Genomic DNA, 16,165 nt, shown 5'->3' with positions numbered 1-16,165 from the left:
GGTGTCGGACCTGCCGCTCCTGCCCCCCTTTCTCCCTTATGGCCGTCAGACCATCGAGGATGACGACGTGGCGGCGGTGGCGGCGGCCCTGCGCGCCGACTTTCTGACCACGGGCCCGACCGTCGAGGCGTTCGAGACCGCGTTCAAGACCAAGGTCGGGGCCGAGCACGCCGTCGCCGTGGCCAATGGCACCGCCACCCTGCACCTGGCCATGCTGGCCCTGGGGGTCGGCGAGGGCGACGTCTGTATCGCGCCGTCGGTCACCTTCCTGGCCACCGCCAACTGCGCCCGCTATGTCGGGGCCGAGGTGGTCTTCGCCGATGTCGATCCCGATAGCGGCCTAATGACGCCCGAGACCCTGGCCGACGCGCTGAAGCGCGCGGGCGACCGTCGCGTCAAAGCCGTGCTGCCGGTGCACTTGCGCGGCGACATTTGCGATCTGCCGGGCCTGAAGGCCTTGGCTGACGGCGTTGGCGCGGTGCTGGTCGAGGATGCGCCCCATGCACTGGGCACGGTGGGGACCTTCGACGGGGTGGCCCATCCGGTCGGCGATGGCGCCTTTTCGGCCTTCGCCAGCTTCTCGTTCCATCCGGTCAAGACCCTGGCCACCGGCGAGGGCGGCATGCTGACCACCAACGACGCGGCCCTGGCGGCGCGGGCTCGCTCCCTGCGCGGCCACGGCATGGTGCGGCCCGAGGGCGCCGCGCCGTGGGTCTATGAGATGCCGGAGCTGGGCTTCAACTATCGCATCCCCGACGTGCTCTGCGCTCTGGGGATCTCGCAGCTTTCCAAGCTCGACCGCTTCGTGGCCCGGCGGCGGGCGTTGACGGCGCTCTATGCCGAAAAACTGGCGGTCCTGGTCCCGCACGTGCGCCTGGCTGAGAGCCCCGCCTGGTCCGACCCGGCCCTGCACCTGCTGACCGTGCTGATCGACTTCGAAGCCGTGGGCGCCACCCGCCGCGCGGTGGTCGAGGCCCTGAAGGCGGCGGGGATCGGCAGCCAGGTTCACTACATCCCGGTCCACACCCAGCCCTATTACCGGGCCCGCTACGGCGCCCTGGAGCTGCCCGGAGCGGATGCCTGGTACGCCCGCTGCCTGACCTTGCCGCTGTATCCGACGATGGCGGATGAGGATGTGGAGCGGGTGGTGGAGGCGTTGTCGAGAGCGTTGGGGCGGTAGTGCGCTAAAACCCTCTCTCTTCGAGAGAGGGAGGGGCCCGCCGCGAAGCGGTGGGAGGGTGAGAGGTTACACCGCTTCCGGAAAATCCCGATTCCTCCCGTTGATCGGCCCCCGGGCGTCAGGCCAAGTTCGGCCATGGACAAGACCGCCAACGCCCGTCGCCTGCGCCGCGACCAGACTCTGGCCGAGAGGACGCTCTGGGCGCTCGTGCGCAATCGTCGTCTGGGCGGATTCAAGTTCCTGCGACAGGTGGCGATCGACCGCTACTTCGCCGATTTCGTCTGCGAGGCGGCCAAGGTGATCGTCGAACTGGATGGCCCGGCCCATGATGGGCGGGAGGAGTACGACGCTGGCCGCACGGAGACCTTGGAGTTGTTTGGATACATCGTGGTGCGGTTCCGTAACGAAAAGGTCTTGGCCGACATCGGTGCGGTCGCCGACGATCTGCTCGCCGTGCTCCGATCGGCGAGAGTGTAACCTCTCACCCTCCCACCGCTTCGCGGCGGGCCCCTCCCTCTCTCAAAGAGAGAAGGAAACTAAGGGGGCGACCTCCGCCCGCAGCGGCCGCATCCGAGGCGGCGGACTTCAAAACCAATGGCTATTCATTGCCCGCAAGAAGCCGGGATCGTCCACGGGAAGGCCTGATGCCGATCCCAGGACCGAGTCAATTTGGTAGTGCGGGCAAATAGCTGTGCCTGAGCCCTCGTTCAGCCAACGCTCGACCTCGGCTGGCTTGAACGTTTCAAGGCAATAGAAGCAGCCGCAAATACGGCTGCCCTCAATGGCCTTTCGATGCCCGGACGAGTGCCGGTGCGCTGCTCTTAAAGTGTCCGCAGAATAGGTCATACGGTAAGGGTGGATGAAGGTGCCAGCGTCTGCAACGGGCGGAAAGCAGACCTTGCCTCAACCCCCTAAGCTGCCGCCTTGTGCATCACCATGCCCTTGAGCAAATCCATCGTCTCCGGCGAGGCGGCCAGCGCCTCGCGGGCCTCCGGGGCGCGGGCCAGTTTCATGGCCTCGAGCTTGGCCTTGTCAGCCACCGGACCTGTCGGGCCGGCTTCGCCCATGGCCAGCTTGATCAGCAAGGCCAGCCTCTGCGGCAGGGGAGCGGGCGCGCGGGCCAGCATGGCGATCAGGCGGGTGTCGGCCTCGATCATGCCGCCCACCTCGCCGATCTTGGCGCACAGCGGCTCATAGTCCTCGATCACCAGGCCCGAGCGGACCAGCGACCGTTGCAGGGCGCCCAGGGCGGCCAGCTTGGAGGCGGCGCTGTCCGGTCCCTGGCGCAGCTCGCGCTCGAAGCGCAGGGCCTGGATATTGGCCAACAGCCAGCGGGCGGCCATGCGCTTGTTGACCGCGCCCATGACGTTCTCGGCCAGGCGGATCAGCATCTGAATCTCTTCACGCGACGAGCGCTCGCGGCCGAGCAGGGCCTCGATGAACTCGCCATTCAGCAGGGTCTTGGAACGGGTGGTGAAGGCGCTGGTGATGTCCTCGGCCGGCAGGATGCGGCCGGCGGCGGCGGTCAAGCTCATGGCCAGGGCGCGCAGGTGCTCGATCTCGGATTCGGCGTCAGTGGGCTTGAGGCGGCGCACGCCGTTCAGCTCCTTGAGCACCCGATGGGCGATAGACGAGCGGACGGCGGGGAAGTCGTCGCCGGTCAGCCACTCGCTCAGGCGCTTGGCGGTGCCCGACAGGGTCGGCATGCAGTTGCGCACGCCTGCCTCGACACGGATCAGGGCCTCGACCTGGGCGCCGCCCGCCAGGCGGGTCATGCCGGCCAGGGTGGTGCCGAGGTCGGCGTTGTCGGCGCCCAGCAGGTCGGCCATGCCAGCCTTCGAGCCAATGATCTCGGCCAGGGGCTGTTCGAGGGCGGCCAGGGCTGCGGCCCTGGCGCGAGGCTCGGTGGGCGCGGCGTCGGCCAGGTCGAGCAGGCGGGCGATCTTCTCAGACCAGTTCTTGCCGGGCGCGATCGAGGCGGCGACGCCGGCCCCCAGCAGGAAGGCGCGGTCGGGATCGCTGACCAGACGCTCGGCGGCGCGGGCGAAGCCTTCCTTGTCGAGATCGGGCAGGGCGCCCTTCTTGAAGGCCTTCATCAGGTTAGCGACGGTGCGCTCGACCAGGCCCTGGAAGGTGCGGATCAGCTCGTGGACCGACATGCCCCGGGCCTCGGCCTCGGGAATGGCGATCTTTTGCAGGGCGTGCTGCAGGTCGGTGCCCGAGGCTTCCAGCTTCTCGACCAGGTCGGGACGGTGCAGCAGCTCGAACGGGGTGGCGTTGTGCCGCGCCAGCCAGGCCTCCAGCAGCCGGCCGATCCGGTCGCGCGCGTGGGTGGTGTAGAGGTCGGACGGCTGGACACACAGCGGGTCCAGGTCTTCCTGGACCTTCTTGGGCTTGCCGCCATCGACCTGGCCCTTGGTGAAGATCGAGATCGACTTGTACTCACGGGAGTCGTTGTCGAGGGTTTCCTTGGTCACCCTCACGGCGATCGCACGGCCCTGCTGCAAGGTCTCCTCGGCGACGGCCAGGGCGTGGGTGCGGATCTCGGTCGCCATGTCGAGCGTCCACTGCGCGCCGGGCTTGCGGCGCACAAACAGCTCATAATGGACCTGATCACTCATGGGCTAAAGGGCTCCCCGGGGCTCCGTTATGGGATACGAGACCTTAAGGCGAAGTTGCCGGGATACCGCGCCTGAAGCGCTTGGCCGCATTGGCGCCACGCTGGAGCCGCAAAAGATCGCGAAAGCTTGGCCGCCTCCCAAGGCGCCATGGGCGTTGCAGGCGCGTTGTACGGGGGCTCGTCGCCCGATAGTATCGGCGGGAAGACTCGAAAGGACCGATAAGGCTCGATGGCCGATATTACTCTCATCGACGACGACGAGAACATCGTCGCCTCGGTTTCGCTGGCCCTGGAAAGCCATGGCCATGTGGTGAAGGCGTATTATGACGGCGCCTCCGGCCTCGACGCGGTCGAGAGCCAGGCGCCCGATCTGGTGATCCTCGACGTCAAGATGCCCCGCATGGACGGCATGGAGGTGCTGCGCCGCCTGCGCGCCACCACCGAGATTCCGGTGATCATGCTGACCTCCAAGGACGACGAGATCGACGAAATCCTGGGCTTCAACCTTGGGGCCGACGACTATATCCACAAGCCGTTCAGCCAGCGCCTGCTGCTGGAGCGGGTCAAGGCCGTGCTGCGCCGGGCCCGCCCAGAGGAAGACGAGCCGGGTGTCGCGCCGGGCTCGCCCAATTCCAAGATCATGAAGCGAGGCAAGCTGACCCTCGACTCGGCGCGCCACGACAGCCTGTGGGACGGCAAGCCGGTGCGCCTGACGGTCACCGAGTTCCTGCTGCTGCAGTCCCTCGCCCAGCGCCCCGGCTTTGTGAAGAGCCGCGACAACCTGATGGACGCCGCCTACGACGATCAGGTGTATGTCGACGACCGCACCATCGACAGCCACATCAAGCGGATGCGCAAGAAGTTCCGCCAGGTCGATCCGGAGTTCGACTCCATCGAGACCCTCTACGGCGTCGGCTACCGCTATCGCGAATCCTGATCCCGCCGTGGGATCGGAGTCCGCACAGCGGCCAAAGCGCCGATTGAGCTGGCCCAAGCTGGTTTGGCCCAATTTAGCCTGGCCCAATTTAGCCTGGCCCAGGGGTTCGCGCCTGGGCCGGCTGATCATCGGGCTCAACGTCCTGGCCCTGGCGATCCTGCTGGGCGGGGCGCTGGTGCTCAACGAGCTGCGCAGCGGGCTGATCAAGGCTCGCATCGACAGCCTGACCACCCAGGGCGAGCTGATCGCCAATGTCATCGACCTGGCCGCCACGGTCGGCGATCCCGAGCCACGGCTTGAGGCCGATCGGGCCAGCGACATCCTGCAGGGGTTGTTCATCCCTCGCTCGCAGCGCGCCCGGCTGTTCGACGCCCGGGGCAATCAACTGGCCGACAGCTATGTCGTCGCCGATCGGGTGGAGTCGCAGGCGCTGCCGCCGGCCCGCAAGCCCGGCCAGCCCGAGTTCCGCCTGCCCACCCACGATGCCGACACCAAGCCCAAGGCCGTCGCGGAGGCCCGCGCGGCCCTGATCGCCGAGATTTCCCGGGCCCGCGAGGGCGGCCCGGTGGCAGGCATGCGCCGGGCCGAGAATGGCGAGCGGGTGGTGTCGGTGTCGATCCCCATCCAGCACGTGCGGGCGGTCCTGGGGGTGCTGACACTGGAGGCCGGCGATGTCGACGAGATCATCGCTGGCGAGCGCAAGGCTTTGCTGCCCTTCGCCCTGATCGCGGTGTTCACCACTCTGATCTCGTCGTTCCTGCTCAACCGGCTGATCGCCCAGCCGGTGCTGCGCATGGCGCGCGCCGCCGACCGCGTGCGCCTGGACGGCGCGCGAGCGATCACCCTGCCCGAGATTTCTGGCCGCAAGGACGAGCTGGGCGACCTGTCGCGGGCCCTGGAAGAGATGACCGACTCGATGTCGGAGCGGATGGACGCCATCGAGCGCTTCGCCGCCGACGTGGCCCATGAGATCAAGAACCCCCTGACCTCGATCCGCTCGGCGATCGAGACCCTGGACCTGGTGTCCGACCCCGCCGCCCGGGCCCGGCTGCTGGGCATTTTGCAGCAGGACGTCACGCGCCTGGATCGGCTTGTGACCGACATCTCCAACGCCTCGCGCCTGGACGCCGAGCTGTCGCGCGAGGCGCCCAAGGCCTTCGCGCTGAATCTGCTGCTGCTGGAGGTGATCCACCTCTACGAGGCTCAGCTTCGGCCTGGCGACGCGCCGGGCAGCGTGCGGGTGACCTTCGACGACAAGGCCGCGCCGCAGCATGTCTGGGTCATGGCGCGCGAGACTCCGATCGGCCAGGTGTTCCGCAACCTGATCGACAACGCCCGCTCGTTCAGCGCCGCCGATGGCGAGGTGCGGGTGGCCCTGGCCCGCGAGCATGGCCTGCGTGACCACCACAACCGATTGATCGTCACGGTCGATGACGACGGACCAGGCATCCCGCCCGACAATCTCGAGACCATTTTCGAGCGCTTCTACACCTCCCGGCCCAAGGGTCGGGCGTTCGGCGGCAATTCGGGCCTGGGCCTGTCGATCGCCCGCCAGATCGTCGAGGCCCATGGCGGCCAGATGATCGCCCAGAACCGCAAGGACGGGGACGGCAGGGTGGTGGGGGCGCGGTTCCGCGTCGATCTGCCCGAGGCCGGCGCCAGCCACCACGGCGGCCAGCGCGAATGATCCGCCATGCCGGCCTGATCGCCTGCCGGGTGGCCGGCGCCTGGCGCGGGGCGCTGATCGAAGGGGCGTCCGGCGTCGGCAAGAGCGACCTGGCGCTGCGGGCGCTGGACCAGGGGTTCGCCCTGGTCGCCGACGACCGCACCCTGGTCTTCGTCTCGAACGGTCGGCTCTTTGGACGCGCGCCCGACGCCCTGGCCGGGTTGATCGAGACGCGGGGGGTCGGAATCCTGTCCAGGCCTTATCGGCCGTTCTGTCCGGTGAACCTGCTGGTGCGCTGCGTGGATCGGCCGCAGGCGGTCGAACGGCTGCCCGATCCGATGTTCGAGACCTTCGAAGGCGTTGTCACGCCGGTGCTTGAGCTGTGGCCTCTGGAACCCGGCGCGCCCGGGAAAATCCGCCGCATGTTTGAGCATCTTGGAGTCGCCGAATAACAAGCGTATCAAGGCGACCCGCGCGGCCCTCCCTGGTCGTCACGGGTTATGGGGATCCCGTTTGAGAGATCAGGCATGATCGGGCTCGTGATAGTCACGCACGGGCGGCTGGCGGAGGAGTTTGTCTCCGCCATGGAGCACGTGGTCGGGCCGCAAAGCGCGGTCAAGGCCATCTGCATTGGCCCGGAGGACGACATGGAGCGTCGCCGGTCCGACATTTTGAAGGCGTGCGCGGCGGTCGATAGCGGCGGCGGCGTCATCCTGCTGACCGACATGTTCGGCGGCACGCCCAGCAATCTGGCCATCTCAGTGATGGAGCAGACCAAGGCCGAGGTGATCGCCGGACTGAACCTGCCGATGCTGATCAAGCTGGCCAGCGTGCGCCAGCGTGAGACCCTGCAGACCTGCGTCGCCCACGCCCAAGAGGCTGGACGCAAATATATCTCCGTGGCCTCCTATGTGCTCGCGGGAGAAAAATGAGTCGCATGGCGACGCGCACGGTCGAGATCGTCAATGAGCGGGGGCTTCACGCCCGCGCCTCGGCTAAGTTCGTCAAGCTGGCCTCGGGCTTCGACGCCGAGGTTACCGTGGCCCGCGACGGAACCAGCGTCGACGCCCGCTCGATCATGGGCCTGATGATGCTGGCCGCCGGCATCGGCTCGACAATCGACATCGAAGCCGATGGACCTGAAGCAGAGGCGGCGCTTGAGGCGCTGACCGAGCTGGTGGCCAATCGGTTCGACGAGGAGCGATAGCCTCTTCCCTCTCCCCTTGTGGGAGAGGGTAGCCCCGCAGAGCGGGGTCGGGAGAGGGGTCGAAGGCCAAAAAAGCCGCGAAAGCCGAAAGGCCGGTCGCGGCTTCTGTCGTTCGAGAGACCCCTCATCCAGCGGCTACGCCGCCACCTTATCCCGCAAGGGGAGAAGGAAAATTACGCCGCCGCCACCGCTTCCGGGGCCACGGCCGTGGCGACGCCCATCGGGCGCAGGTCCAGGTCCTGGAACAGCGCGCTATCCTCGTCCTGGCCGGGCAAGGGGGTGGTCAGCAGCTTGCCGCCGACGAAGATCGAGTTGGCGCCGGCCAGGAAACACAAAGCCTGCAGCTCGCGGCTCATGTCGTCACGGCCGGCCGACAGGCGAACCATCGATTTCGGGCACACGATCCGGGCCACGGCGACGGTTCGGACGAACTCGATCGAGTCGATCTGGCCTGCCTTCAACACCTTGTCGCCCAGTGGCGTGCCGCTGACCGGCACCAGGCCATTGATCGGCAGGCTGTCGGGGTGGCTCGGCAGGTTGGCCAATTGGCGCAGCAGGCTGGCGCGGTCGCGGCGGGTCTCGCCCATGCCGACGATGCCGCCGCAGCAGGTGCTCATGCCGGCGTCGCGCACATGGGCCAGGGTGTCGAGGCGGTCCTGGTAGGTGCGGGTGGTGACCACGTCGCCGTAGTACTCAGGGCCCGTGTCGAGGTTGTGGTTGTAATAGTCGAGCCCGGCGTCCTTCAGCTGTCGCGCCTGGTCCGGGGTCAGCATGCCAAGGGTGGCGCAGGTCTCCAGGCCCAGGGCCTTCACCCCGCCGATCATCGCCGCCAGCCGGGGCAGGTCGCGGTCCTTCAGCTCGCGCCAGGCGGCGCCCATGCAGAAGCGCTGGGCCCCGCCGTCGCGGGCCTCGCGGGCCTTGGCGATCACGACGTCGGCGTCCATCAGCTTCTCGGCCTTCAGGCCGGTCTTGAAATGGGCGCTCTGGCTGCAATATCCGCAGTTCTCTGCGCAGCCGCCGGTCTTGACCGACAGCAACTGCGACAGCTGCACCTCGGACGGGTCGAAACCGGCCGCCCGATGCACCGAGGCGGCGTCGAACACCAGTTCCATGAAGGGCAGGTCGAACAGGGCTTCCACCTGGGGAAGCGTCCAGTCGTGGCGAGGTTCGGCGGCGAAATTGATCTGCGTCATGGCGCGCAGGTTTGGACTCGGCGATGCCGATTGGCAAGCGCGCGAAGCGCGTTCGCCCCTCGCGGCGACCCGCTTGCAGCCAAAACCCGCCGCTCCGGTTATAGTCAGGCCATGGATCACGAAATCGAGCTGAAGTTCCTGATCGCCCCGGAGGCTGCGACCGCGATCCTGGCCCGTCTCGAGGGACGGGAAGCGGTCAAGCAGCTCGACGCCACCTATTTCGACACCGCCGACCACGCCCTGCGCAAGGCGGGCTTCGGCCTGCGGATCCGCGACGGCGAGAACGGCCGCAAACAGACCCTGAAATCAGCCTCGGCCGGCGGGGTGTTCGCGCGCGGCGAATGGGAGAGCGCGGTGGTCGGCCCCGAGCCGGACCGCGACCTGCTGGCCAAGACCCCCGCCGCCCAGACCGTCAACGGCGCCGCTCTGATCCCCGTGTTCGCCACCAATGTACGCCGGGTGACCCGCATGATCGAGCGCGAGGGGGCGACCATCGAAGCGGCGCTAGACCAGGGCGAGCTGCTGGCCGACGCCCGCCGCGCCGGAGTCAGCGAACTGGAGCTGGAGCTGAAGTCCGGGCCGGCCAGCGCGCTGTTCGACCTGGCCCGCGACGTCGCCGCCCACGCGTCCCTGCGCCTGTCGCTGGTCAGCAAGGCCGAGCGCGGTTACGCCCTCGCCCTGGACGAGGCGGACGGCCCGCGTCCCGCGACGCCGCTGGCCCTCAAGGCCACCACCAGCGAGGCGTTGCAGGCGCTGGGCCGGGCAGCGCTGTGCCGTCTCTGCTCCGCCGCCGAGGCCCAGCGCACGCGCCCTGGCCCTGAGCGGGTGCACAAGCTGCGGGTGGCGGCGCGGCGCTTCCGCGCCCTTCTGTCGACCTTCAAGCCGCTGGCCGGTGACTCCGCCGCGCGCCACGTTCGGGCCGAGCTCAAATGGTTGGCCGACCAACTGGGCGCGGCGCGGGGCCTAGATGTGTTCATCGCCGACGTCTGGCGTCCGGCCGCCGAGAGCCAGGCCGCCGAAACGCCGGCCGAGGCGGCTGTCGACGCCGCCGCCGAGGACGAGGCCCGCACCCTGGCCGCCTTCGGCAAGGCGCTGCTGAGCGCCCAGACCCAGGCCTATGCCCAGGCCGAGGCCGCGGTCGATTCGGCTCGCTTCCGCGCCTTGGCTCTGGAAGCCGCCGCCTGGCTCGAGGCAGGCTCCTGGACCACCGACAAGCGCCTGAAGACGGTCCGCGACCGCCCCGCCGCCGCCTTTGCCGCCGACACCCTGGCCAAGGCTCGCCGCCGCATCCGCAAGGACGGCGCCGACCTGGCGGCCCTGAGTCCGGGAGACCGTCACCACCTGAGGATCCGCGGCAAGAAGCTGCGCTATGCGACGGAGGATCTCGGCGCCCTGTTTCCTGACCATCCGAAGCGGCTGGCTCGGTTCGTCGAGGCCACCAAAGTGTTGCAGGACAGCCTGGGTCTTCTGAACGACCTGGCGGTGCGCGAGGCCTTGGCCCGCGAGGTCGCCCTATCCAGCGAAGACCCTGAAGTTGCTTTCGCCGCCGGCCGCCTGACGGCGGGCGGACCTGAACGCGAAGCCGAACTTCTCGCCGACGCCCAGGGCGCCTATGTCACCTTCGCCGAGGCTAAACGGTTCTGGTGACCCGTATATTTTCGGGCATATAAAGAAATCCTTATGCCTTAATTGCGAGAAGGGCGCGGGCGGGGTATAGACCCCGCAAGACCTTCCCCCGACTGCAGGAGCCCGACCGTGGCCGACTACATCGTCAAGGACATCTCGCTCGCCGATTTCGGCCGCAAGGAAATCGACATCGCCGAGACCGAAATGCCCGGTCTGATGGCTACCCGCGCCGAATATGGCCCGGGCCAGGTGCTGAAGGGCGCCCGCATCGCCGGCAGCCTGCACATGACCATCCAGACCGCCGTGCTGATCGAGACGCTCACCGCGCTCGGCGCCGACGTCCGCTGGGCCTCGTGCAACATCTTCTCGACCCAGGACCACGCCGCCGCGGCCATCGCCGCCTCGGGCGTGCCGGTCTTCGCCTTTAAAGGCGAGAACCTGGTCGAGTACTGGGAATACGCCCACAAGATCTTCGAATGGTCGGACGGCGGCTATCCGAACCTGATCCTCGACGACGGCGGCGACGCCACCCTGCTCTGCGTGCTGGGCCCCAAGGCTGAGAAGGACCCGACCCTTCTCAACAATCCGCAGAACGAGGAAGAAGAAGCCCTCTACACCGTGATGAAGCGCTATCTGGCCGAGAAGCCGGGCTTCTACACCGCGATCCGCGACGCTATCGGCGGCGTGTCGGAGGAAACCACCACGGGCGTCCACCGCCTGTACCAGATGGCCGCCAAGGGCGACCTGCCGTTCCCGGCCATCAACGTCAATGACAGCGTCACCAAGAGCAAGTTCGACAACCTCTACGGCTGCCGCGAATCGCTGGTCGACGCCATCCGTCGCGGCACCGACGTCATGCTGTCGGGCAAGGTCGCCGTGGTCTGCGGCTATGGCGACGTGGGCAAGGGTTCGGCCGCCAGCTTGCGCCAAGGCGGCGCCCGCGTGATCGTCACCGAGATCGACCCGATCTGCGCCCTGCAGGCGGCGATGGAAGGCTATGAGGTCCAGACCCTGGACGACGTGGCCGGCCGCGCCGACATCTTCGTCACCGCCACGGGCAACAAGGATGTCATCACCGTCGACCACATGCGGGCGATGCGTAACAACGCCATCGTCTGCAATATCGGTCACTTCGACTCGGAAATTCAGGTCTCCGGCCTGAAGAACTTCAAGTGGGATGAGATCAAGCCGCAGGTCCACCACATCGAGTTCCCGGACGGCAAGAAGATCATCCTGCTGTCGGAAGGCCGCCTGGTGAACCTGGGCAACGCGACGGGCCACCCCTCGTTCGTGATGTCGGCCAGCTTCACCAACCAGACCCTGGCCCAGATCGAACTGTGGACCAACAGGTCGGCCTACAAGAACGACGTCTACACCCTGCCCAAGCACCTTGACGAGAAGGTCGCCCTTCTCCACCTGGCCAAGCTGGGCGCCAAGCTCTCCAAGCTGCGCCCCGACCAGGCTGAATATATTAACGTCCCGGAAAACGGCCCGTTCAAGCCGGACCACTACCGCTACTAGACTTCGCCTCCGGGTGAAGTCTGAAAGGCCCGCTGCGGAAACGCTGCGGGCCTATATTCGTGGCGAGTGTTCAACCATGATCAATTGATACCGACGTTCTCTCACCTAAGCGTCACCATTGCACGATCGCCCTATTCAACGTCGCATTGCTCGGCTAAGCGCTTGAGTATGCCGCTAGCCTTGATCATCTCCAGCCATGTCGCCGGCAGCCGGGTCGGCGCGTCGGCCCAGGCCTCCGCTCTCGTACAGTTCCGCATCGATTCGATGATCGTGCCGACCGTGCTGTATGGCCGCCATCCCGGCTGGGGCATTCCGGGCGGGGCGCCCGTGCCGATCGAACTGGTCGAGAGCATGCTCGACGGCATCGAGGCCAATGGGCTGTTTGGCCAGACCGACATGGTCATTACCGGCTATTTCGCCAGCGCCGCCCAGGTCCGCGCTGCGGCCCGAACCATTGACGCCGTGCGCGCTGCGCCGCGCGACAACGCGCCCCAGGGCGGCGTTGTCCGCAAGCCAACCGTCATCGTCGATCCCACCCTGGGCGACGCCGGCAAGGGGCTGTATGTGCCCGCCGAGGTGGCCGAGGCCGTCGCGGCCGAGCTGATCCCGCGCGCCGATGTCGTGGCCTGCAACGCCTGGGAGCTGCAGCACTTGACCGGAACCGACGCCCGCGAGCCCCAGGCCGCCGTGCGCGCCGCGCGTCTGCTGAACAAGCCGACCCTGGTGTCGTCTGTACACAGAGGAAGCGAGATCGGCGTGGTCTATGCCGACCGCAAAGAGGCCTGGTTGGCCGCCCACGCCAAGGCCGAACGCTCGCCCAGCGGCACCGGCGACCTGCTCACCGCTCTCTACGCCGCCTCCATCCTCGAAGGTCAGACTCTCTCCTACGGCCTGGCCCGCGCCGTGGGCGGCGTGGCCGAGACGGTGACGGCGGCCAATATCTGGAACGCCTCGGAACTGCCGATCGTGGCCATGGCGGCGCGCATCAAGCAGACTTCGCCGACCGTCCGGATTGAACGGCTGGCCTAGTCCCCACCCCTCTCCCTTTGGGGGAGCAGTCGCGAAGCGACTGAGGGCTGTGGATCGCTTCCGAGCTCACTCCCCCCTCCGGCCCTTCGGGTCACCTCCCCGACGGGGGGAGGACCTGCTAAACCCTCCCCATGACCGTCGACATCACCGGCTTCTGCCCCGACCGCTTTTCCGCCGTCCGCGACGCGTTCGCGGCCAATTTCGAGAACCATGGCGAACTCGGCGCGCGCTTCAGCCTGGCGATCCAGGGCGAGGTGGTCGTCGACCTGATGGGCGGCCACGCCGACCGCAAGCACCAGGTCGCCTTTGGCCCGGACACCCTGACGCCGCTGTTTTCCACCACCAAGGCCGTGGCGGCCCTGCTGATCGCCCGCCTCGTCGACCAGGGCCGGCTGACCTACGATCAGACCGTGGCCTCGGTCTGGCCGGAGTTCGCCCAGGCCGGCAAGCAGGACGTCACCGTCGGCCAGGCGATGTCGCACCAGGACGGGCTGTCGGGCTTTCTGGACGAGCAGGATCCCGCCCTCTGGTACGACTGGGACGCCACCTGCGCCAAGCTGGCGGCCATGGCGCCGCTGTGGCCGATCGGCTCGGCCAGCGGCTATCACCCCGTGACCTTCGGTTTCACGGCCGGCGAGATCTTCCGCCGGGTCGATGGTCGGACCATGGGAACGGCGCTGCGCGAGGACCTCGCCGAGCCCTTGGGCCTGGACCTGTGGATCGGCCTGCCCGACAGCGAGCACGCCCGCTGCGCCGAGCTGATGCGGCCCACGGGCCTGCCACGGTTCGGGGCGATGAACGATGCGGTGAAAGCCGCCTTCATGACCAAGTGGGCGGCCCCCGGCGGACGTGGCACGGCCGACTGGCGACGGGCCGAGATCCCCTCGGCCAACGGCCATGCTACCGCGCCAGCGCTCGCCCGGCTGATGGGCGCCCTGGCGTCGGGAGGCGAACTGGACGGCGTGCGGGTGCTGTCGCCCGAGGCGGTCGCCATGGCCAGCGCCGAGCGCATCGTCGGCCAGGACCTCGTCCTGCCGTTCGTGATCAGCTGGGGCGCGGGGTTCATGCGCAATACGCCCAACTTCTTCTATGGCCCGACGCCGGAAGCCTTCGGCCACAGTGGCTGGGGCGGCTCCTGCGCCTTCGCCGACCCGTCGCGCGGGGTGTCGGGGGCCTATGTGATGAACAAGCAGGGCACGGAACTGATTGGCGACCCGCGAGCTGTTCGGCTGATCCAGGCGGCCTATTCGGCGCTTTGAACGGCTTTCAGGGGATCGACCCGATGCGACGACTTTTTACGGCCACGACCCTGTCTCTGCTGGCGATGGCCGGCGGCGCTCGCGCTCAAGACGCCACCCGCGATTTCTGCGCCGACCGGCCCGGCAAGGGCTCGCCGCCCTGCGTTCTTGATGTCGGGCGCTTCCAGGCCGAGCTGGGCGTGGCCGACGGCGCCTGGAGCCGGGGCGGCGGGACCTCCACCGTCGACACCGCCTTTGGAGATTTGGAGCTGCGCCTGGGCCTGACCCCGACGGTCGAGGGACAGGTCAGCTGGACGGCGCATGAGCGCATCCGCGACGAGGATCGGACCAGCGGCGCGGTCTCGACCGTCTCGGGCGCCGGCGACCTGAACCTCGGCCTACGGTGGTCGCTGAAGAACCCCGGCGGTGACGGCGTCTCGATCGCCTTGCAGCCGTTCGTCACCGCGCCCGTCGGGTCCGACGGGATCGGCGACGGCGCGTGGCAGGGGGGCCTGATCGCTCCGATGTCGCTGCCGCTGAACGCCGACTGGTCATTGGCCCTGTCACCCGAGGTTGACGCCCGGGCTGATGGGGACGGTAGCGGCCGCCATCTCGGCTATGCGGCATCCGTGGGCGTCGGGCGCTCGATCGGCCCGTTCGGCCTGGGCGTCGAACTGTGGGCCGATCGCGATGAGGACCTGTCCGGTCACGTCACCGAGGCCAGCTTTGACCTGACTGCGGCCTGGACGCCGAAGGCGGTTTCCGACCTGCAGCTGGACGCCTCGGCCTATGTGGGGCTGAACCACGATACGCCGGACCTGGAGCTGGCGTTCGGGGTGGCCAAGAGGTTCTAGAGCAGTTTTCGAGCGAAGTGGTTCCGGTTCGCGTGAAGAAAAATGCGTCAAAACAAAAGATTAGAGCTCAAGGCCTGACGCAGTCAGGTCGGGAAATGTTCTAGGCGCGGACGGGGACAGGCGCATGCGCCTGTCCCCAAACCTAAACTCCGCGCGTCCGCTTCCACGCTCCATAGGCGAACACCGCGACGCCCAGCCAGATGAAAGCGAAGGACAAGGCCCGCATCGGGGTGAAGGCCTCGCCCAGGGCCACGCCGATCGCGAACTGGATGGTCGGGGCGATGAACTGCAGGAAGCCCATGGCGCTGAGCGGCATGCGGCGCGCCGACCAGGCGAACAGGGCCAGGGGCACGACGGTGGCCGGGCCGGCCAGCATCAGCAGCGTCGTGACCTTGGCCGTCGCCCCAAAATGCCCCAGGCCGGCGGCTTGCAGATGCAGAACGTACAGCAGGCCGGGGAGGGCCAGATAGGCGCACTCGATGAACAGGCCGGTCTGGGCGTCGGCCTTCACCTGCTTGCGGAGGATGGCGTAGAGGCAAAAGCTGAAGGCCACGCCCAGCGAGATGATCGGCAGATGGCCCAGGGCCACCGTCTGGATCGCCACGCCGATCACCGCCAGGCCGATGGCGATCGCCCCCTCGCGGCTGATCCGCTCGCGAAACAGCAGGGCGCCGGCCGCCATGTTCATCAGCGGGTTGATGTAATAGCCCAGGCTGGCCTCGATCACGTGGCTGGCGTTGATCGCGAACACATAGATCGACCAGTTGATGAAGATGGCGGTTGTCGACAGCGCCAGGATCGCCAGGGTGCGCGGCTGGCGCAGCACGTCCATCACCTGCCGGCCTTGCCGCGCCAGCAACACGGCGAGGAAAGCCCAGGGCGCGGCCCATAGGGTACGGTGAGCGATCATCTCCCACGACCCGACGCCGAGCAGCGCCAGCAGGTGGAAGTACAGCGGCAGGAAGCCCCACATCAGGTAGCAACCCACCCCGGCGATCAGCGCCGTCCGACCCTCGTCCGGGCTTTTGCTCAAATCCGCCGTCATGGCGTCGTGTCCTGTCATTGGCATGAAAAAGGGCTCCCGGGACTTAAGT

Annotated in this window: 15 protein-coding genes; 12 read left to right on the top strand and 3 right to left on the bottom strand. The window is 67.8% G+C overall.

Annotation, left to right across the window (positions count from 1 at the left end; translation table 11 throughout):
• Positions 1 to 19 precede the first annotated feature (19 nt).
• Together pseC and ACP694_RS02375 are read left to right on the top strand one after the other, a co-directional pair.
• Entirely contained in the window at positions 20 to 1,180 is a 1,161-nt protein-coding gene (gene pseC / locus ACP694_RS02380; RefSeq protein WP_426011273.1) for a UDP-4-amino-4,6-dideoxy-N-acetyl-beta-L-altrosamine transaminase, read from the top strand.
• Positions 1,181 to 1,315: 135 nt separating this feature from the next.
• Positions 1,316 to 1,657: an endonuclease domain-containing protein gene (locus ACP694_RS02375; protein WP_426010096.1), complete on the top strand. Its 342-nt coding sequence runs from the start codon at positions 1,316 to 1,318 to the stop codon at positions 1,655 to 1,657.
• Between the two features lie 434 nt (positions 1,658 to 2,091).
• Here ACP694_RS02375 and ACP694_RS02370 read toward each other — a convergent pair whose 3' ends face one another.
• A complete protein-coding gene (locus tag ACP694_RS02370; RefSeq protein WP_426010094.1) occupies positions 2,092 to 3,801 on the bottom strand; it encodes a hypothetical protein in 1,710 nt (569 codons plus the stop codon).
• A gap of 228 nt (positions 3,802 to 4,029) precedes the next feature.
• On the opposite strand from ACP694_RS02370, the gene ACP694_RS02365 reads away from it, so the two are divergent.
• The 5 genes from ACP694_RS02365 to ACP694_RS02345 all read left to right on the top strand — a co-directional run bounded on the left by ACP694_RS02365 (position 4,030) and on the right by ACP694_RS02345 (position 7,610).
• The gene (locus tag ACP694_RS02365) at positions 4,030 to 4,737 is read left to right on the top strand and encodes a response regulator transcription factor (RefSeq protein ID WP_426010092.1); all 708 of its coding nucleotides are present in this window, start codon (positions 4,030 to 4,032) and stop codon (positions 4,735 to 4,737) included.
• A gap of 7 nt (positions 4,738 to 4,744) precedes the next feature.
• A complete protein-coding gene (locus tag ACP694_RS02360; RefSeq protein WP_426010091.1) occupies positions 4,745 to 6,424 on the top strand; it encodes an ATP-binding protein in 1,680 nt (559 codons plus the stop codon).
• Entirely contained in the window at positions 6,421 to 6,855 is a 435-nt protein-coding gene (locus ACP694_RS02355) for an HPr kinase/phosphorylase (RefSeq protein ID WP_426010090.1), read from the top strand. Before ACP694_RS02360 ends, ACP694_RS02355 begins: the two co-directional genes overlap by 4 nt.
• 75 nt (positions 6,856 to 6,930) lie before the next feature.
• A complete protein-coding gene (locus ACP694_RS02350) occupies positions 6,931 to 7,335 on the top strand; it encodes a PTS sugar transporter subunit IIA (protein WP_426010089.1) in 405 nt (134 codons plus the stop codon).
• Positions 7,332 to 7,610 (top strand): HPr family phosphocarrier protein, encoded by a 279-nt coding sequence (locus tag ACP694_RS02345; RefSeq protein WP_426010087.1) that lies wholly within the window; start codon positions 7,332 to 7,334, stop codon positions 7,608 to 7,610. The genes ACP694_RS02350 and ACP694_RS02345 overlap by 4 nt, the downstream gene beginning before the upstream one ends.
• Positions 7,611 to 7,783: 173 nt before the next feature.
• Here the strand turns inward: ACP694_RS02345 and bioB are convergent, their stop codons facing one another.
• Positions 7,784 to 8,803, bottom strand: coding sequence for a biotin synthase BioB (gene bioB / locus ACP694_RS02340; RefSeq protein ID WP_426010086.1), 1,020 nt, complete (start codon positions 8,801 to 8,803; stop codon positions 7,784 to 7,786).
• Between the two features lie 111 nt (positions 8,804 to 8,914).
• Here bioB and ACP694_RS02335 point away from each other — a divergent pair, with 111 nt between their 5' ends.
• The 5 genes from ACP694_RS02335 (at position 8,915) to ACP694_RS02315 (ending at position 15,071) form a co-directional block, all read left to right on the top strand.
• Positions 8,915 to 10,450, top strand: coding sequence for a CHAD domain-containing protein (locus ACP694_RS02335; protein ID WP_426010084.1), 1,536 nt, complete (start codon positions 8,915 to 8,917; stop codon positions 10,448 to 10,450).
• A 108-nt stretch (positions 10,451 to 10,558) separates the two neighbouring features.
• On the top strand, positions 10,559 to 11,950 hold the full coding sequence (ahcY, locus tag ACP694_RS02330) for an adenosylhomocysteinase (RefSeq protein ID WP_426010082.1): 1,392 nt from the start codon (positions 10,559 to 10,561) through the stop codon (positions 11,948 to 11,950).
• Between the two features lie 168 nt (positions 11,951 to 12,118).
• Positions 12,119 to 12,979, top strand: coding sequence for a bifunctional hydroxymethylpyrimidine kinase/phosphomethylpyrimidine kinase (locus ACP694_RS02325; protein WP_426010081.1), 861 nt, complete (start codon positions 12,119 to 12,121; stop codon positions 12,977 to 12,979).
• 131 nt (positions 12,980 to 13,110) lie between these two features.
• A complete protein-coding gene (locus ACP694_RS02320) occupies positions 13,111 to 14,238 on the top strand; it encodes a serine hydrolase domain-containing protein (RefSeq protein WP_426010079.1) in 1,128 nt (375 codons plus the stop codon).
• Between the two features lie 23 nt (positions 14,239 to 14,261).
• Positions 14,262 to 15,071: a transporter gene (locus tag ACP694_RS02315; protein ID WP_426010078.1), complete on the top strand. Its 810-nt coding sequence runs from the start codon at positions 14,262 to 14,264 to the stop codon at positions 15,069 to 15,071.
• 142 nt (positions 15,072 to 15,213) lie between these two features.
• Here ACP694_RS02315 and rarD read toward each other — a convergent pair whose 3' ends face one another.
• On the bottom strand, positions 15,214 to 16,116 hold the full coding sequence (gene rarD, locus ACP694_RS02310) for an EamA family transporter RarD (protein WP_426010077.1): 903 nt from the start codon (positions 16,114 to 16,116) through the stop codon (positions 15,214 to 15,216).
• Positions 16,117 to 16,165 lie beyond the last annotated feature (49 nt).

The organism is Caulobacter sp. DWR2-3-1b2, from assembly GCF_049896345.1.
Lineage (GTDB): Bacteria > Pseudomonadota > Alphaproteobacteria > Caulobacterales > Caulobacteraceae > Caulobacter.
Note: the sequence above shows the minus strand (reverse complement) of the source record. Positions and strands in the feature narration are given on the sequence as shown.

Bases quoted from the DNA above. Each gene is read 5' to 3' on its own strand.
- ACP694_RS02370 (WP_426010094.1), bottom strand. From the start codon at position 3,801: ATGAGTGATCAGGTCCATTATGAGCTGTTTGTGCGCCGCAAGCCCGGC.
- ACP694_RS02345 (WP_426010087.1), top strand. From the start codon at position 7,332: ATGAGTCGCATGGCGACGCGCACGGTCGAGATCGTCAATGAGCGGGGG.
- ACP694_RS02320 (WP_426010079.1), top strand. From the start codon at position 13,111: ATGACCGTCGACATCACCGGCTTCTGCCCCGACCGCTTTTCCGCCGTC.
- rarD (WP_426010077.1), bottom strand. From the start codon at position 16,116: ATGACGGCGGATTTGAGCAAAAGCCCGGACGAGGGTCGGACGGCGCTG.
- ACP694_RS02315 (WP_426010078.1), top strand. From the start codon at position 14,262: ATGCGACGACTTTTTACGGCCACGACCCTGTCTCTGCTGGCGATGGCC.
- bioB (WP_426010086.1), bottom strand. From the start codon at position 8,803: ATGACGCAGATCAATTTCGCCGCCGAACCTCGCCACGACTGGACGCTT.
- ACP694_RS02335 (WP_426010084.1), top strand. From the start codon at position 8,915: ATGGATCACGAAATCGAGCTGAAGTTCCTGATCGCCCCGGAGGCTGCG.
- ACP694_RS02365 (WP_426010092.1), top strand. From the start codon at position 4,030: ATGGCCGATATTACTCTCATCGACGACGACGAGAACATCGTCGCCTCG.
- ACP694_RS02325 (WP_426010081.1), top strand. From the start codon at position 12,119: ATGCCGCTAGCCTTGATCATCTCCAGCCATGTCGCCGGCAGCCGGGTC.
- ACP694_RS02375 (WP_426010096.1), top strand. From the start codon at position 1,316: ATGGACAAGACCGCCAACGCCCGTCGCCTGCGCCGCGACCAGACTCTG.
- ACP694_RS02355 (WP_426010090.1), top strand. From the start codon at position 6,421: ATGATCCGCCATGCCGGCCTGATCGCCTGCCGGGTGGCCGGCGCCTGG.
- ACP694_RS02350 (WP_426010089.1), top strand. From the start codon at position 6,931: ATGATCGGGCTCGTGATAGTCACGCACGGGCGGCTGGCGGAGGAGTTT.